The organism is Dokdonella sp., assembly GCF_041395345.1.
Taxonomy (GTDB): Bacteria; Pseudomonadota; Gammaproteobacteria; order Xanthomonadales; family Rhodanobacteraceae; genus Dokdonella.
Genome location: NZ_JAWLAR010000021.1, coordinates 1 through 17,485 on the forward strand (window position 1 = coordinate 1; position 17,485 = coordinate 17,485).

Annotated in this window: 14 protein-coding genes; 5 read left to right on the plus strand and 9 right to left on the minus strand. The window is 61.6% G+C overall.

Annotated features, from left to right (window positions below):
* Positions 1–12: 12 nt before the first annotated feature.
* Positions 13–729: an HD domain-containing protein gene (locus tag R3F00_RS16150; protein ID WP_371282799.1), complete on the minus strand. Its 717-nt coding sequence runs from the start codon at positions 727–729 to the stop codon at positions 13–15.
* Positions 730–955: 226 nt separating this feature from the next.
* On the minus strand, positions 956–2,530 hold the full coding sequence (locus R3F00_RS16155) for an Arm DNA-binding domain-containing protein (protein WP_371282800.1): 1,575 nt from the start codon (positions 2,528–2,530) through the stop codon (positions 956–958).
* On the opposite strand from R3F00_RS16155, the gene istA reads away from it, so the two are divergent.
* Positions 2,515–4,011 (plus strand): IS21 family transposase, encoded by a 1,497-nt coding sequence (istA, locus tag R3F00_RS16160; RefSeq protein ID WP_371282869.1) that lies wholly within the window; start codon positions 2,515–2,517, stop codon positions 4,009–4,011. The two genes, R3F00_RS16155 and istA, sit on opposite strands and share 16 nt — an antisense overlap.
* Positions 4,004–4,810 (plus strand): IS21-like element helper ATPase IstB, encoded by an 807-nt coding sequence (gene istB / locus R3F00_RS16165; RefSeq protein ID WP_371282801.1) that lies wholly within the window; start codon positions 4,004–4,006, stop codon positions 4,808–4,810. The genes istA and istB overlap by 8 nt, the downstream gene beginning before the upstream one ends.
* A 234-nt stretch (positions 4,811–5,044) precedes the next feature.
* Here istB and R3F00_RS16170 read toward each other — a convergent pair whose 3' ends face one another.
* A complete protein-coding gene (locus tag R3F00_RS16170; RefSeq protein ID WP_371282802.1) occupies positions 5,045–5,530 on the minus strand; it encodes a hypothetical protein in 486 nt (161 codons plus the stop codon).
* A gap of 260 nt (positions 5,531–5,790) precedes the next feature.
* Positions 5,791–7,380, minus strand: coding sequence for a hypothetical protein (locus tag R3F00_RS16175; protein WP_371282803.1), 1,590 nt, complete (start codon positions 7,378–7,380; stop codon positions 5,791–5,793).
* A 673-nt stretch (positions 7,381–8,053) separates the two neighbouring features.
* Between R3F00_RS16175 and R3F00_RS16180 the strand changes: the two genes are divergently transcribed.
* The 3 genes from R3F00_RS16180 to R3F00_RS16190 all read left to right on the plus strand — a co-directional run bounded on the left by R3F00_RS16180 (position 8,054) and on the right by R3F00_RS16190 (position 11,626).
* Positions 8,054–9,034 (plus strand): transporter, encoded by a 981-nt coding sequence (locus R3F00_RS16180; RefSeq protein WP_371282804.1) that lies wholly within the window; start codon positions 8,054–8,056, stop codon positions 9,032–9,034.
* Between the two features lie 170 nt (positions 9,035–9,204).
* On the plus strand, positions 9,205–10,629 hold the full coding sequence (gene hemN, locus R3F00_RS16185; protein ID WP_371282805.1) for an oxygen-independent coproporphyrinogen III oxidase: 1,425 nt from the start codon (positions 9,205–9,207) through the stop codon (positions 10,627–10,629).
* Positions 10,630–10,879: 250 nt separating this feature from the next.
* Entirely contained in the window at positions 10,880–11,626 is a 747-nt protein-coding gene (locus R3F00_RS16190; RefSeq protein ID WP_371282806.1) for a helix-turn-helix domain-containing protein, read from the plus strand.
* 12 nt (positions 11,627–11,638) lie between these two features.
* Here the strand turns inward: R3F00_RS16190 and R3F00_RS16195 are convergent, their stop codons facing one another.
* The 5 genes from R3F00_RS16195 to ccoG are packed head-to-tail and all read right to left on the minus strand — an operon-like array spanning position 11,639 to position 16,683.
* Positions 11,639–12,346 (minus strand): sulfite exporter TauE/SafE family protein, encoded by a 708-nt coding sequence (locus R3F00_RS16195; RefSeq protein ID WP_371282807.1) that lies wholly within the window; start codon positions 12,344–12,346, stop codon positions 11,639–11,641.
* An 8-nt stretch (positions 12,347–12,354) separates the two neighbouring features.
* Complete coding sequence (ccoS, locus tag R3F00_RS16200) at positions 12,355–12,531, minus strand: cbb3-type cytochrome oxidase assembly protein CcoS (protein ID WP_371282808.1); 177 nt, start codon at positions 12,529–12,531, stop codon at positions 12,355–12,357.
* Positions 12,528–14,984 carry a heavy metal translocating P-type ATPase gene (locus R3F00_RS16205; protein WP_371282809.1) on the minus strand — a complete coding sequence of 819 codons (2,457 nt, stop codon included), beginning with the start codon at positions 14,982–14,984 and terminating at the stop codon, positions 12,528–12,530. The genes ccoS and R3F00_RS16205 overlap by 4 nt, the downstream gene beginning before the upstream one ends.
* Positions 14,981–15,226: a hypothetical protein gene (locus R3F00_RS16210; protein ID WP_371282810.1), complete on the minus strand. Its 246-nt coding sequence runs from the start codon at positions 15,224–15,226 to the stop codon at positions 14,981–14,983. The genes R3F00_RS16205 and R3F00_RS16210 overlap by 4 nt, the downstream gene beginning before the upstream one ends.
* Positions 15,223–16,683 (minus strand): cytochrome c oxidase accessory protein CcoG, encoded by a 1,461-nt coding sequence (gene ccoG / locus R3F00_RS16215; protein WP_371282811.1) that lies wholly within the window; start codon positions 16,681–16,683, stop codon positions 15,223–15,225. The genes R3F00_RS16210 and ccoG overlap by 4 nt, the downstream gene beginning before the upstream one ends.
* Positions 16,684–17,485 lie beyond the last annotated feature (802 nt).

Sequence of the window (17,485 nt, forward strand, 5' to 3'; positions counted from 1 at the left end):
TCGGTCCGGTGATCATGATTCGTTGGTTTCCGTGATCAACTCCATCGGTGTGCGCAGGGCTTCAAGTGCATCGAGTGGGTCTTTGAGAAGGAGGACGCCGGCAAGTTCGTGACCCAGTTCTTGAGAAGACGTAAATCCCTCCTTCCCGTAGCACAGAATCTTTCCGACATCGTGGAACAAAGCATAGACGATAGCGAGATCGCGGTCGTTGGGCGATGTGAAAGGGGTGCGGGCTACCCGTTCGGCCATTTCGATTGAATGCACGGCCAGCCCGCTCGGAAGTGCGTGGTGGTAGTCCTGCGATGCCGGACAGGTAAAAAAGTGTCGGTAGACCTGACTAAGCGTGAACACGTCATCGATGAAGTCAACGAGTGGAATCGCTTCGACTGTCTCAACGACGTTCCTGAGGCGATCAGCAAGGCCCGTCGCATTGCTGCAAGAGGGGAAAATCAACGGGAGAATCGGTGCGTTTTGTGCAGCCACCATGTTTGTGATCACGGGACACCAAGAGAAATCATCGGCGAGCGCATCGACCTCGGTCACATGGACTTTTCGCATCCTTTCCGCGCCCACTGGTTTGGGCGGAATCCAGGTCCATGCCTTATGGATCCCTTTGCCACGACACAGCTTCATGCGGAACGGAGCCGCGCTGCCCCGGTCCGCAGGCTCGTGCGCTTCGAGAATCGCGGTGTAGCCGATCGTGGACGGCGCTGCCATTACTGCTTCCATGACGTTGCTCCTTGATTCATTTCGCCTGACTCAGGCTGGCTGGCATTCGGCAGGCTATGCACCACGCGTTCATGCATCCTTTCTATGTCGTTCGCCGACATTGCGAAGGAGAAGGGTGGTGTGCGCCTTGTCCCCTGGCTTGATCGGTCATTGGTGGTGGTCGCTCGGCGTGCCTGTCCGGCACACGTCACAAGCCCCGTCGGGCATATGTAGGCCAATGTATTCATCAGCTGAACCCTCCGTTCGCCTGCTGACGTGACAGTTCCGCAAACAGCGCTGCTTTCTGCGTAGCGGTCATGCTTTCCACCGTCGTTGACATTTCTTCGCAGTCGTTATTGGATCCCGCCGTGACTTCGCGTGCATTGAGCAATCCCGAGAATGCGCGGCCATCGTTGCGCGTGTTGTTAGGTACGAATCGCGAATAAAAGCGGAACAGCATCTCGGTGGTTGAGTGGCCCAGAACCTGTGCCACCCATTCCGGATTTTCTCCGGCTGCCAACATGAGCGTCGCCGCCGTGTGTCGCATCTGATAGGGAGGCCGCTTCGGCAAGTTCAGGTACCGAAGCAACGGGTACCAGACGCGGTTGGTGAAGTTCACGGCATCAATAGGACCACCACGACCCGTCGTGAATACCCACGGGCATCCCTCGACGGCGCGCAACTGCTGTTGCTCAAAGGCGGCTCGAACCTGGGGAACCATCGGGATCTCCCGTTTCGACAGTTCTGTCTTGGTGTCCCCGTCGCCGTCGCGGGAATGGGTCCGCTCGACGCGAAACACATTGCGCTCAAAATCCAAGTCGCTCCATTGCAATCCGTTGGCTTCGCCTGTGCGCAGCCCTGTGAGGCAACGCACGGTGACATAAAACGTGTACTCGCTGCGGATGCCGCTAATCAGAGCTGCAACTTCGTCCAGCGAGAAAGGGCGGATCTCGGAACGCTTCTGTTTAAGCGGCTTGATTCCGCGTGCCGGGCAGTCCAGTCCAAAACGATCGCAGCCCTCGGCAAGGATGGCCTTGAGCTGCATCATCAACTTGTTGATGCGTTTGGCCGAAAGGCTCTGGCCGGCCCGCCCTGGCCGCTTCGCAATCTGCGCACGGAATGCCAGCACGTCGGCGCGACCGATCTGCGACAGATGCTTGTCGCCAAAGGAGGGATTCAGAATCTTGTCCAGCGTGGCTCGAATGGCCAGACGATATCGCTGCCGCCAGCGTGGCTCGGATTCGTGGAACCACACTTCAGCGAACTCGCGGAATGTCGGTGTGGTGGAAGCCGCTTCGGTTGTGGATCGTGCTTCGTGGGTGGTCGAACCGCCGAGTTCCGTGTTGCCACCGGCAGGGACTTTGGCGCGAGAGCTATCCGGGAAGTAGTCGGCATACACGAAGGTACCTTGGCGAATGGCCTTGTCGATTCGATCTGCCAACTTGCCGAGCCGGACGCGATTGGCCGTTGTGTCCGGAAGTCGCGTATGTTCCCGGCAACGCTGGCCCTGGTAGCGGAAGTCTAGAAGCAAGAGGCCGGTGTCCTTCCGGCAACTGACGTTAGCCATGAGCGACACCCCCACCGGCCATCGGAATAGCCTCAGCGAGGGAGCAGCGCTTGATGTCGCGTTCGATCGCCTCCCAGACAAAGAGCAACTTGCGACCGCCGAACGGGCGGAAGTAGTGAATTGTTGCTGCCCGTTGAAAATTGACCATAAATCGAGGGTTCTGCTCGCTGAAAATTGACCAGGGTGTTCTGACCTAACCTGCCGGCCTTTTGGACCGGTAGGGAGACGAGGTGCACACCATGGCAACGTACGCAAAGGTGCGACGGATGCGGCTCCGCGAGGGGCTGTCGATTAGCGAGATCGCCAGACGAACGAGTCTGTCGAGGAATACGATCAAGTCGTGGCTGCGGGAGTCGACCCGCAGTGAGATGAGCTACCGGCGCGAGGCTGGTCCGAAGAAGCTCGATGGGCATCGAGAGTGGTTGCGACAGGCGCTTGAGATCGATGCCCGTCGGCCAAGAAAGGAGCGGCGGACAGCGCTGCGGCTATTCGCTCAACTGCAGGCGGAGGGCTTTGCCGGCAGCTACACCCGGGTCACGGAGGCGATCCGCGCCTGGCGTGCCGAGTCCGGCGCAGTGACGGCGCGCTCGGCCTTTGTGCCGTTGCGCTACGAGTGGGGTGAGGCGTTCCAGTTTGATTGGAGCGAGGAAGGTATCGTCATTGGCGGCGTCTGGCGCAAGGTGCAGTTGGCGCACATGAAGCTGTGCGCGTCACGGGCCTTCTGGCTGGTGGCCTACCCGGCGCAGAGTCACGAGATGCTGTTCGATGCGCACCTGCGTTGTCTAACCGGACTGGGCGGCATCGCTCGACGCGGCATCTACGACAACATGAAGACGGCAGTGGACCGGGTGCCGGGCCGAGGCAAAGCGCGGATCGTCAACGCACGATTTGCCGCTATGACCGCCCACTACCTGATCGACCCGGACTTCTGCAATGTGGCGTCGGGTTGGGAGAAGGGGCGTGTCGAGAAGGGCGTGCAGGACGCCCGCCGCCGTATTTGGCAGCGAGCGCAGGAGCAGCGCTTTTCCAGCTTTGCTGAGCTCAATGTGTGGCTGGCCACGGAGTGCATCGAAGGCCGCAGCGCAGCGCATCCGGAATTTCCGGGCATGAGCATTGCCGAAGCGCTGGAGCACGAGGTACCGCACCTCATGCCGATGACGGCGCCGTTTGATGGCTATATCGAATCACCCGCACGGGTATCGAGCACCTGCCTGGTATCGGCGGCGCGCAATCGCTACTCGGTGCCCTGCGCCTTTGCGGGTCACCGGGTCAGCGTGCGGCTGTATCCGGAGCGCATCGTCATCGTGGGTGACCAGGAGGTCATCGCCGAGCACCCGCGGGCGACCGAGCGCGACCACGTGGTCTACGACTGGCAGCATTACGTGCCGCTGATCGCGCGCAAGCCCGGCGCGCTGCGCAACGGCGCGCCGTTCGCCGACATGCCCGAGCCGCTCAAGCGGCTCAGTCGAGCGCTGCTGCGTCGCGCAGGTGGTGATCGGGTGATGGCGCAGGTGTTGGCGGCGGTGCCGCGGCATGGGCTGGAGGGGGTGCTGGTCGCTGTGGATCTCGTGCTCGAAGCAGGGCATCCCAGCGCCGAGCACGTGCTCAATGTCCTCGCCCGACTGAGTGAGGGGCCGCCACCGGAAGCGGTCAGCACATCGCTCGTTGTTGAAGAGCCACCGACTACCGACACCCGTCGCTACGACACCCTGCGCGAGGAGATGACCCATGTCTGACCTGATATCCGAACTCAAGCAGCTACGCCTGTACGGCATGGCCAGCAGCTATGCCGAGGTACTGCAGAACAGCGCCGGCGGCGGCACCGAACAGGCCGAGTGGCTGCTACGCCATCTGATCACCGCCGAGCAGACCGACCGCGGTCTGCGCTCGATTCGCTACCAGATGCATGCGGCCAAGTTCCCCGTGCATCGCGATCTCGCCGGATTCGAATTTGATCGATCCAAAGTCGATCGCCAGCAAATCAGCGTGTTTGCCAGCACCGAGTTCACCGAGCGGGCCGAGAACATCGTCCTGGTCGGCGGCACCGGGACCGGCAAGACCCACCTCGCCACCGCGCTGGGCATCCAGGCGATCACCCGCCACGGCAAGCGCGTGCGCTTCTATTCCACCGTCGATCTGGTCAATCAGTTGGAGCAGGAGAAGGCCGCGGGACGATCCGGTCGACTGGCCAACCAGCTCATGCACCTCGATCTCGTCATCCTCGACGAACTCGGCTACCTGCCGTTCTCGCAGGCCGGAGGCGCGCTGCTGTTTCATCTGCTATCCAAACTCTACGAGCACACCAGCGTCATCATCACCACCAATCTGGTGTTTGCCGAATGGGCCAACGTGTTCATCGACGCCAAGCTGACCACGGCGCTGCTCGACCGACTGACCCACCACTGCCACATCGTCGAGACGGGCAATGAATCCTACCGATTCCATCAGAGCAGCGGACAGGCCAAAGCCCGAATCAAGTCGCGTGAGCAGGCCAAGCAGCGAGCCAACAAGGAGGTGATGGAAGAACCCTTCTGATCCCACTGACGCCACGCTCGGGGCTACACTCCGACCAAGCCGAGGGAACTCTCCCTCGGCTTCCATCCCTGGTCAATTTTCAACGAGCAGAGATGGTCAGTTTTCAACGAGCGCCAACACCTTCTTCTCTTGCACACAGAAGCGGGGCATGTCGCGCAACGATTTGCCGCACACGTTTCTTACGTTGTGAGGCAGCCAGTGCGCGGCTGTGTTTGCGCGAGGCAATCGAATCGGTCAGTTCTTCAGTCCGGGGAGAACTTTCCATCCCGCGTGCTCCGATAGTAGTTGTAGGGGTGCCTCAATGTCTTTGCGAAGTCGCACGGCCGAATAGCAACTATGCCGTGCATAGGGCTCTTCCCCATGTGCTCCATGACCAAGCAATGCGTCGATTGACTGCGCAGGGACATCCAGCTCACGTAGTCGAGTTCGCAAGTAGTGCCGTTGTGCGTTCATCGGATACACATGAGACTTTGGTCCAACGCGCTTCAACGTATCGATTCGTACAGGAACAGCATGAGCATCGTCATCGATGAAGTAGAGCTTTTTCCCCTGCCCAGCGAGGTCCGGAAACAGTGCCTGCATTACCTCCAGATGCTCAAGGTAGGTATCGATCTGACGTTGAGCAATCGGCGGGATCCATACGACGCGTGAGGAGTAGTAGCTGTCTGTATTCTTGTCGGAAACGCCGAGCATTCCCGTTGATCGATCGTAGAGAGCCATCTCCACTCCATCGGTCACGGCCCGAATCCCGGTATGCCACATGACTAACTGGCAAGTGTAGGCAACGAGAGCGTTGTGCACCCGGCGAGTCCGCGCAAGATCACGGCGACCTCTTAACGTGCTCCGAAAGTGATTGATCAATGCTTGAACCATCGAGGCCACGCCGACATCAGTCGGGCAGCAGCCACTGCCGAGGTAGGGGCCGGCTGGTTCGATCGAGGATTCCTGGTCTGTCCGCGTTGATTCGTTCGAGCTATCCCTCACGAACAATCCCATTCCCCTGTAGATGCCTTCCCAGATCGATTGTTGGCACTTCCGCAAATGGGCGATACTGGGGCGTAGTAGTAAAGGCGTGCGTCCGCCATTCCTCCGGTGATCAGCGCAGCATCAGCGCGGTCTCCACTCGTGGCAACAAGTTGGCGCGCCAGAAATTGACTGATTCGTGCGGGAGTGAGCCGCGAACCAAACCGATCGTTGACAGCTTGCGTAAACAGTCCCACATACTCGACATATGCCGGCTCGCCAAAGGGTTGGTTGCCAATCTGCTGATTGGCGAAGTCAAGCAGAAGCTGAATCCAGTTGAGCCGTTGAGGGAGCTTCAAGGTCAGGCGACTGAGAACGGGGCGATAGTGCTGGCTGTCATTGTCGGATGGGACAAACCCGCCTTTCAGTCGCGGTCCCGGGATGACGAGGAGCGCGTCGGGCGCAACTAGGTAGTGCTTCGTCGGGACAGACGGTACGTCTGCCAACGTCTTGGCGACCTGCAGGTCGCGGATGCCCTCCATGGATAGACCCGTGACAAGCATGGCGGCGGCCACAATGGCCCCTTGGGTCGATTCGACAGACGGAGATCGAATACCGCCTTCTCTCAATTCGGTCGCGTATCGCTCGCCCGCTTCGAGATCCACGAGCTGCAATCGATCGCCGGCGAGCAGAAGTGATTGCGCGGAGGTCCTGATGCCACGAGCCGCGTACGTTGCCCGCCAGAGCATTTGCTGAGGACCCACAAACGCGGCTGGAACCGTAAGGGGCACGCTGACGGTGATGGTCGATCGCTGTGGCGATTCGGCCACGGCGGCAGTGCCTTCGGCTATGTCTCCCAAGTCCGGGAGACCGTCTTCTATTTGCTCATGGATAGAGTGCTGAGCAACCAAGTCATCGATTTCTGCGGCAGGGGCAGCTATCCGCTGGCGACGCCCGCCCGAACTCTTTCGGGAACGGGGCATCCGCTCGTCCACCGCATCTTTGACGAGCACGCTGATTCCAGCCAGCAACGCATTCTGCCGGGGGGTCAGGACTAAACCATCGCGACGAGTGAATTCCACCGCGCAAAGCACTTCAACCAAGGATTGAGCGCGACCCAATGCTTCAGAAAACCCCGTCGGGGTATGTTCATTCTGTCCGATCCTCCTTACGGAAAGGCAGGCCGTCTGGGCGGCTGCGGGAAACCAGACCAGACCGGTTTCATCCTCCTCAAGAATGGCTGCGGCAAGCAGAACTGCGGCCTGCGCCACCCGACCTGCTCGCTCAAAAGCTGCCAGTGGCTGCGCCCAAAGTGCGCAGTACAGAGGCATTTTGGTAATCCATCCTTTGGTCGGTTGAAGCCCGGGTTGCACGCGCGGAAGACTGTCTATCGGAGTACCTGAGCTGAGTGCTTTCCGTAGAGCTGGTGGCGTCTCTGGCCATTGCTCCAACAACGGGGCCAGCCGCGCCAGGGAATACTCCACAGGCAAATCCGCAGCCACGAATTCAGCAAAAGGCAGGGTGTAGCCAGGATCGCCAGCAGCGGTACAGATGGGCGACCAGCGAATCAGGTCTGAGAGAGCTGCTACCCGCATTAGTTCTGTCATGAGAATCCCATCCCACTGCGTGCATCGAACCAGCGCATTGAGGCCGGTACGAATTCAGCCCGGGATATTTTCTCCGTCGGGTCCTCGATCCTCGACTTCGCTGCCTGCCAGCAAAGCAGCGGGCGCGATAGAAACTCTAGTTCCGAAACCCCTGAATTTGCCCTCACAATGTAGGCCGATACTCAATAAAATGCCACATCATGCCTTATCACTAGTGACACGAATAGGGCCCAAACGGTGTCGATCTGTCCTCGGACAGATCCGTCGAGTCAGCGCAACTTAATGAAAATACAGGGTATAACAGATTAAGACCAATCTGGGTCGATCTAGCCATGGTTGGCAGTTCGCCCTCCGAAGGCGGTGGTCGGGGGTTCGAATCCCTCCGGGCGCGCCAGTCTCCTCGCCGCTTTGTCGGCCCCGCCCTCGTAGGAAGACCACCGGCGTGCGCCCGCTCCTGGGCGAGGGTATGCCGCATCGTGCTATTCGCCAGGCTCCGAAAGCTACGTGGATCCTGGCGATCCGGTTCACAATCGGCCGGGCGCAAACGGTCGTCTCTGGCGCACTGCCGTAAAGGGCTCGGCAGCAGTGATGTTGTCGGGAGACTATTGAGTGCCGATTGTTGCGTAGTCATAGTAGGGGCGGCTGCCATGCTGGCAATTTCAGGGAAGACCCGATGTCGAGGTCCACGATGATGCACTGCTCGTTCCGACCTGCTTGCCTGGCGGCTGCACTTTCGACGCTGTATCTCGCGATCGGTGCGACCGGTCTCGCCCGGGCCGATGAAGGTGGCGTTCCGTTCTGGTTTTCCGGGGCCTACGCCAGTCTGGCCGCCGTGCCGGCAACGCCTGGATGGACATTGCCGGTGCAGGGGTACTACTACAGCGGTGATGCGTCTGCGACGAGGTCGTTCCAGCAGGGAGACAGCATCAGCGCCGGAGTCCGCTCGACGAGTCCGCTCATTCTGGTTCAGCCCACCTATGCGCCGAAGACGAAGCTGTGGGGTGGACAGGCGGCACTCGGGCTGGGTTTTGGTTACGGTCAGAACAGGACCAGGGCCGACGTTTCCATCACCCCGGGCGGGACAGAGTTCGGCCGCAGCGACACCACCCGTGGCGGCACGGATCTGTATCCCGTCGCCAGCCTCGCCTGGAACCACGGTGTGCACAATGCCATGGTCTACATCACCGGCGATATTCCGATCGGGTCCTACGACAGCAATCGACTTGCCAATCTGGGTATTGGCCATGCGGCCGTGGACATGGGTGGCGGCTATACCTATCTCGACGAGAAATCAGGGCGAGAGTTCTCCGCCGTACTGGGCCTGACCTACAACTGGGAAAACGAGGATACGAACTACAGGAACGGCGTCGACTCGCACCTTGACTGGGCGGCCTCGCAATTCCTGTCAGCCAACTGGCAAGTGGGCATTGCGGGCTATGTGTACTACCAGCTAACCGGCGACAGTGGCTCTGGCGCGGTTCTGGGCCCGTTCAAGTCCCGGGTTGCGGCAATTGGCCCTGAAGTCGGTTATGTCTTTGCCATGGGCGGCAAACAGGCCTATACAAATGTGCGCGGCTACTACGAATTCTGGGCCAGGAATCGCGTGGAAGGCCATGCGGTGTTCGCCACGCTTGCCATCCCGCTGGGCAAGTAGGCCGATCCGGGCGAACAGGGCTTTGGGCCACTCGATCACGGGGGTTCCTGGCAAGCGACAGGGGCGGTTGCACACGGCAATGTCGACGCCCAGGCAGGTCCCTGGAATGACCGAGCCTTCGATTGACGTGGATCAAGGTGGCGCAGCCGGCTTGACGGCAGGATGCGCTCATGGAATCGCCGACGCTACTGCACCCACAACTCTCGCGCGCGCCCGTCTTCGATGCGGAGCTGATCTCGCGCTACGATGTCAGCGGACCACGCTACACCTCCTATCCGACTGCGCCGCAATTTCATGATCGCTTCTCGGAAGTCGATTTGCGCAGGATCGCACAGGCCTCCAACGAGGATCCGATTCCACGAGCGCTGTCGATCTACGTGCACGTGCCGTTCTGCCTGAGTCCGTGCTTCTATTGCGGTTGTACGCGCATCATCACGCGCGACCGACGCAAGGCCGATGAATACATGCAGCGCCTGCTGCGTGAAATCGCCATCACTGCGCCGCTGTTCGACAATGACCGCCACGTCAACCAGTTGCATCTCGGCGGCGGCACGCCGAACTTCCTTGACGAGGAGCAGATGCGATGCCTGCTCGGGGCGCTCGCCGAAGGCTTCAGTTTCTCTGACGAGAGTGATCGCGAGTTCGGTATCGAAGTCGACCCGCGCTATGCCGATGCCGACACGATCCGCATGCTGGCCGCGGTCGGATTCAACCGGATCTCGCTGGGCATCCAGGATTTCGATGCCGAGGTCCAGCGTGCGGTAAACCGCATACAGAGTGTCGAGCAGACCCGGGAAGTGATCGAGACGGCGCGCGAGTGCGGCTTTCGCTCGGTCAGCGTCGATCTGATTCATGGACTCCCGCTGCAGACTACTGCGCGCTTTGCCAGAACCCTTGAAGAAGTGCTGACGCTGAAGCCCGACCGCATCGCAACGTATTCCTACGCGCACATGCCGGCCCGCTTCCGCGCCCAGAATCAGATCATTGAAAGCCAGCTGCCCGACGCCGCAACGCGCCTGGCTCTGATCGGCCAGACCGTGGAAACCCTGACCGGTTCCGGCTACCGCTACATCGGTCTCGATCACTTCGCCTTGCCGGAGGATGACCTTTCGATAGCGCAGCGTCGCGGAACCCTGCAACGCAACTTCCAGGGCTATTCCACGCACGGCGATTGCGACCTGATCGGACTCGGCATGAGTTCGATCGGTCATGTCGGACGCAGCTTCCACCAGAACGCACGAGACCTCAACGGCTACTATGCCGCCATCGAAGCAGGCCACCTGCCTGTGCATCGTGGCATGGAACTTAGCGACGATGACGTGATTCGCGCCGATCTCATCCAGCAACTCATGTGTCACGGTGATCTCGATATTGAAGTCTTCGAGCGGCATCACGGCATTCATTTTGGCGATTACTTCGCCCTTGAGATGCGTCGCCTCTCCAGACTCGAAGCGGATGGTCTGGTGACCACGCGGCCCAATGGAATCCGGATAACGGCGCGCGGTCGATTCCTCATGCGCATTGTCGCCATGAACTTCGATGCCTATCTTGGAAGGACCCTGGAAGCGGCACCTGCCTACTCGAAGGCACTCTGAACAGAACGAAGCCGACGCCCTATCGATTCCTGACTCCAGTCGGCCAGGTCCGCGAATGGCGATCAACCAGGGATTCGTTCTTGCTCCACGCTCCATCAAGTCCAGGATTTTCCCCGGAGCGAAAGGGGTGCGCGCAGTCCTGACTAACATTGCGATTTCGCCCTGATCGACGCGCCAACCCGTCCACTGTGCCTGTCGGAAGCACTTAACAGGGATGGCGCGAGCACCGGCTTGTGCGAAGATGCGCGCCATGCGTGAATCCGGCAAAGTCATCAATCTTCGCGAACTGCGCCAGTCCTGTGCGGACTGCGCGCTGAACCAGCTTTGCTTGCCGGCATCGATTGGCGGCGAGGACATGCTCAGGCTGGACTCGGTGGTCAAGCAGCGCCGCCCACTGGAACGCGGCGAGTGGCTGTATCGCGAAGGCGATTCGCACGCGGCCCTGTTCGTAATCCGAGCCGGATCCCTGAAGACCTACACCACCTTGCCCGAAGGTGATGTGCAGATCCTGGGCTTCCATATTGCCGGCGAGCTCATCGGTTTCGATGGTCTGGCCGGTAACGGCAATCACTGCACGGCCGAGGCACTGGAGCACTCCAGCGTGTGCGAGGTTCCACTGGACGCCCTGTCCGATGTGGCGGCACGCGTCCCCGGACTCCAGCGCCAGCTGTTCCGCATCATGGGTCGCGAATTCGATCGCGAACAACAACACCCGGTCATGATGGGACGCAAGCAGGCGATGTCGAGGCTGGCGATTTTCCTGCGCAGCCTGTCCGAGCGCCTTCAAGGCATCGACCACGATCCCAGCGTGCTCAATCTGTCCATGTCGCGCCAGGAGCTGGCCAACTATCTCGGCCTCGTGATCGAGACGGTCAGCCGGCTGTTTTCGCGTATGCAGGCACTAGGCGTGCTCAGGGTCGAGCGGCGCACCGTGCATATTCTCGACATGGCGGGCCTTTCCGCACTGGCCGAAAAAGCGGACGACGACAACGGCTGATCGACCCGGGTTTCAGCTGCAGTCGAACGGAAGCCAGCGCTGCAGCCAGGGTGCGTGTCCGACCAGCATCGGCGCCGCGAGCGTGATCGCCGCGCAGGCCAGCAAGACGACGCCGGCCGAGCGACGCAAGCCGAGGCTGGAAGAAAACCGCATCAACTTCGGCGCGCCCCAGGATGTGGCCAGCATGGCCGGCAGGGTACCGAGGCCGAATGCGGCCATCACGCCCGCCGACTGGATGGGTTGCGCACCGAGCGCCGCGACCAGCAGGATGGTGTAGACGAAACCGCAGGGCATCCAGCCCCAGACTGCGCCGAAACCGATCGCGCGCGGCAGCGTGTTGACCGGCAGCAGGCGCTTTCCAATCGGCGCGAGTCTGGGCCAGAGCCGATTGCCGAAAAACGAGCCGGGGTCGCGCAGCACGCCGAGCATGACCAGCGCAGCAAGCAGCAAGGCCGCAGCGCTGGCGATGCGGAGGGCCAGGCGAACCTCGTTGACATCGAGCAGCGCGATCAGCGCGCCACCCGCGCCGCCCACCAGCAATCCGGCCAGGGTGTAGGAAAGAATGCGTCCGAGCTGATAGCCCACCAGCAAGTGCCGTCGCGGCTGACCTCGTTCATCCTTGTCGGTTGCGACCCCGAGGGCGCCGGCAATGCCGCCGCACATGAGCACGCAATGGCCACTGGCGAGCAGGCCAAGGAAGAAAGCAGCGAAAAGGCTCATCGGACTGTTCACGATTCCGGCTCTTCGCTCACCTCGGCGGCTGGGTCGGACTCCTCGCTCATCGGCGTCAGGGCGGGGGTGTCGAGGTCGTCGAACTGGGAATGATTGACCGCCCAGAAGAAGGCCCAGACGCCGAGGCCGAGCAGGAGCAGGCTGATCGGGATAAGCAGAAGGATGATATTCATGTGACAACACCAGCGGTGCCTGAGCCCGCGTGGACTCGACGGTCGCTGTGAGCTGCATCGATACCTCGTCCAACGCCTCGGCCAATGCGCAGGGAGTTGAGCAGGACCAGGATCGAACTCGAAGACATGCCGATCGCCGCCAGCCACGGCGGCACGAAGCCGAGTGCCGCCAATGGAACGGCCGCCAGGTTGTAGGCCAGTGCCCAGTTGAGATTCTGATTCAGTCGCACCAGCATCTCGGCAGCGATTGCGCGCGCCTCGGCCAGGCTGTCCAGTCGCGACGACGCGAGCAGGATTCCACTGGCGGCATGCGCGACGGCGCTGCCTTCGCCGATAGCGATGGCGACGTCGGCGCCGGCCAGCACCGGGGCATCATTGATGCCGTCGCCGATCATGGCAACGACATGCCCTTCACGCCGCAACGCTTGGAGACGCGCGAGCTTGTCCGCAGGCGTTGCTGTCGCCGTGGTCTGCCTGATATTCAACAGGCGCGCAATGGACGCCACCCGGCTGCTGCTGTCGCCACTGAGAATTTCGCAACCGATACCGATCTGTTGCAGGGCATCGATCTGCGCGAGTGCGCCCGGGCGCAAGCGTTCCTGCATCGGAAATCGTGCAATCACGCCCTCGCCGTCGGCAAGTATCAGTGCATCGCAGGCACTGCTTTCGTCTCCGACAGGCGAGGACAGGGAGAAGGCGCTGCGTCCGAGACGATAGTGGACGCCGCTGATCTCGCCTTCGACACCCGCGCCGGGAATCTGTCGCAATGAGGCAGCGGTCAAATCGGGCGCGCTTTCAGCGATGCGGCGCAGTGCAATGGCCAGCGGGTGGCTGCTGCCATGTTCCAGTGCGCCGGCAATGCTCAGCGCCTGCTCACGGGAGCCGCGAAGCACTTCGATTGCTGCCGGGTCGAAGCTGGGTTCGGTCAGGGTGCCGGTCTTGTCGAACACGAAGTGGTCTGCCCTTGCCAGGGCTTCCAGCGCGTCGGCATCAATCACGAGGATGCCGCGCCTGGCGAGTACGGCGATGGCCCGGGTCAATGCTGCCGGTACCGCAAGCGCAAACGCACAAGGGCAACTGACCACCAGCACGGCCAGCGCTGCAGGCAGTGCGCGCGCGGGATCGAACCAGGCCCAGGCGGCCGCAGTGAGGATGGTCAGGATCAACACTCTCAACACGAAGCGTGCCGCCCGCGTATCAGCCAGGCGGGTAAGTCGGGGGCGTTCGCTGGCAGCGCGTGACACCAGACGCACGATGCCGGCAAGCACGGTGTCGGCGCCGACATGGCGCACTTCCACCTCGACCGGACCATCAATCACGTGACTGCCTGCAATGACGGTCTCTCCGGGAAGGCGTCGCACCGGTGCCGACTCGCCGCTGACCAGCGATTCGTCGATGCGGCAGGCCGGGCCGAGCAGCAGTCCGTCCGCAGGAAGAGCCGAACCTGCACCGACGCGCACGATGTCACCGCTCTGCAACTCGTGAATGGCAACAGTCACGAAGTGCTCGCCCTCGCGCCGGTCGGCATGCACCGGTTGCAGGCGCGACAGTGCATCGACGACATCGCTGGCCCGGTGGCGTGCGCGCATGGCCAGGTGGCGTCCGACCAGCAGAAACAAAACGAACATGCTGACCGAATCAAAGTAGATCTCGTGGCCACCGGCCAGGATGCCGATCAGGCTGGCCAGGTAGATCAGTGCGATGGCCAGAGCCACGGGCGTGTCCATCGACAGTTGTCGCGAACGCCATTCACGCAGGGCACCCTGGAAGAAGGGCTGTGCCGAGTAGAGCACGACCGGCGTTGCGACGAGAAAGCCGAGCCAGCGAAAGAACTCGCGCACATTCGGATCGATGCCGTCGAACACGCCGGCATACAGTGCCACTGCCATCATCATGGCCTGCATCGTGCCGAGGCCGGCCACGACGAGTCGCTTGAGTGCGCCGCGCGATTCGCGCTGACGTTGCGAATCGATCATGTCGGCTGTCAGCGGAGAGGGCGCATAGCCCAGTTGCGCCAGTGCCCCGAGCAACTCGGCCAATCCCGTCTGTTGCGGGTTGAACGCGAGCACGACCCGACGCGCCAGCGCATTCACGCCGACATCAAGGACTCCGGTCGTCGATCGCATTGCCCGTTCGATCAGCCATGCGCAGGCCGGACAGCGCAGTCCATCGACCAGCACGACAACCTCGCAACGTTCCTCGCTGACATCGCGCACGTGCAGACGTCTGAGTGCCGGGCGCTCCCAGGCTGAAAAATCCGGCACTTCATCGTGGCGCAAGGCAGGCTCGCTGCGCAGCGTGTAGTAGGCGCCCAGGCCGAGCTGCTCGATCCATTCCGCGGCTGCCTTGCAGCCGACGCAGCAGACCGCATGCTCGCCGCCGCGCACGTTCGCGAGCAGGCGCGGCGAAGCGGGGTTCAGCTCATCGCAATGAAAACAACGCTCCGCGTTCACGGCGTGTTTCCGTTCTCTCCACGGGTCGCTTCGGCTGGCGGCTTCGCGGCCTCGCTTGGCGGAATGCGGCTGGGTCTGGGTACGTCATTGGGCACGGTGACGTGAGTATCGGATGTTCGTATCGCCGTTGCCAGCAAGGCAAACGAACCGACTACCGTAGCGCCGAGCATGATCAGGATCAGCCACAGCTCGGGAACCCTGTACCAGGCCAGGAACGGCGTGCCGACGGGGTGCTTGCTCATGGTTGTTCCGGTGCAAAGAAATGTGAGTCGCCGCGCGCAAGCTCGGTGCCCTGCGCGTCCAGCACCAGCACCACGATGGGCTGGCGTCCCGAGGTCGTGCCGCGGTCGGCGCGCAGGGTCAACGGCAGAGAGAATACTTCGTTCGGAGCCAGGGTGACCGAAGGCTTGCCGATCATGCGAAGCGGCAGATCCGATTCGGTGCGCAGGGATACGGTCTTGTCCGCATCAGTCTTGTTGACCAGCTTGACGTTGTAGCTGTTTTCGATCGCACCCTGACTGATCTCGCGGAACAGGGCGTTGCGATCGTGCAACACCTCGATGATCACCGCATCGCGGGCGCCAACCAGCCAGGAGAACGCGGCGATCACGCCGGCGAGGATGCCCGCGTAGATCATCGTGCGCGGACGCAGCAACCGTTTGGGTCGACCGAGCAGGGCGTTGTCGGTGGTATAGCGAATCAGCCCGCGCGGGTATTCCATCTTGTCCATGACCGCATCGCAGGCATCGATGCAGGCGGCACAGGCAATGCATTCGATCTGCAGGCCATTGCGAATGTCGATTCCGGTCGGGCATACCTGCACGCAGGCCAGGCAATCGATGCAGTCGCCGAGCACCCGTTGCTGTCCGGCAGGTACTTCGGGGTCGAGCGGGTTGGCGGCGTCCAGGGAAGCCGAAGCGGGAGCAAAGCGGGCCGCATTGCGCTTGCGATGCGCGCGCGGTTCCCCTCGTGTTTCGTCGTAGCTGATGACCAGCGTGTCGTGATCGAACATCGCACTCTGAAAACGTGCGTATGGACACATGTACTTGCAGACCTGTTCGCGCAGATACCCGGCGTTGCCGTAGGTTGCAAAGCCGTAGAAGAGAATCCAGAACGTCTCCCAGCCACCCAGTGTTCCCGTTGCCACTTCCGCACCGAGCTCGCGGATCGGCGTGAAGAATCCGACGAACGTGAAACCGGTCCACAGGGCGAAGGTGATCCAGACGAGCTGCTTGGCCGACTTGCGCCAGATCTTTTCAGCCGTCCACGGCGCTGCATCCAGGCGCATGCGCGCATTGCGGTTGCCCTCGATCTTGCGCTCCATCCAGAGGAACACTTCGGTCCATACGGTTTGCGGGCAGGCGTACCCGCACCAGAGGCGGCCGGCTACCGCGGTGAAAAAGAACAGGCTCAACGCAGCCATGATCAGGAGCAGGGTCAGCAGATAGAAATCCTGCGGCCAGAAAGTCATTCCGAAAATATGAAAGCGCCGGGCAGGCAGGTCGAACAGCACGATCTGCTGGCCACCGACACTGATCCACGGAAACGCGTAGAACATGCCGAGCAACCAGAACACGGCAATCGTGCGCAGGCGCTGGAATCGACCCTCGATCTCGCGAGGGTAGACCTTGGGTTCCTTCGCGTACAGGGAGCCGGACCCGTCGACGACCTTGATGTCGAGTTTTGATTTGTTGCTCATTGGCGTGTCCGCCACGGAATGTTCACCGCCCCAATTCTTGCCGCTTTGCTGCGCTCTTCAATTGCAAAGCATTCACACGCCTGCGGCGCGCGAGTCACTTCTCTTTGACTGGCCACTGCGCCGCAGGAGCGGCGCGAACAGCGCAGCTGGCCCGAAGGGCGTAGGGCAGGAAGCCCGGAGTCAAGGAAGTAACCAAGAGAAAGGCCACCCCGATGCAGCGGTCTCCGGGCATCCTGCCCTGCGACTGCGCGAAGCGGCTTCGGGGTTGTCTGACAGTCCATCCATGGCCTGGCAGCCAACTGGCTCGCATCCCTGCGAACCACCCTGCGGGCTTTTCCTACGCCACTCCGCCACTGCAAAGGGGCCCCATTCACTGCGCATCCTGCACAGCCAGGACGAAGCAGATTCCCGCAAGTTTGTGACTCTGTCGCTGCCCTTGATCTTCCTTCTCCCGCCTCGCGGGAGAAGGTCCCGGAGGGGGATGAGGGCGTTCTTGCTCTGGCGCGCAGGAAGCGCGCTAACAGGGTCCCGTAAGCGGTGGCGACAGGGTGCAGGAAAGGCCCGAAGGGTGGGCGCGAGGGATCGCGCCCAGTTTGCTGCCAGCACAAGGATGTGCTGTCAGCGAACCCCCGGAACCCTGTTTCGGAGTCGGAGGGCAGGAGCCCGGAGACCACCGCTTTGGGGTGGCCTTCTCTTTGCCTACTTTCTCTTGGCCACGCAAGAGAAAGTAGGGCGCGCGCCGAAGGCGTGTGAAAGCCTTTGTCCGATGCCGCGCGTCGAACAGGCGTATGAGCGCAAGCGC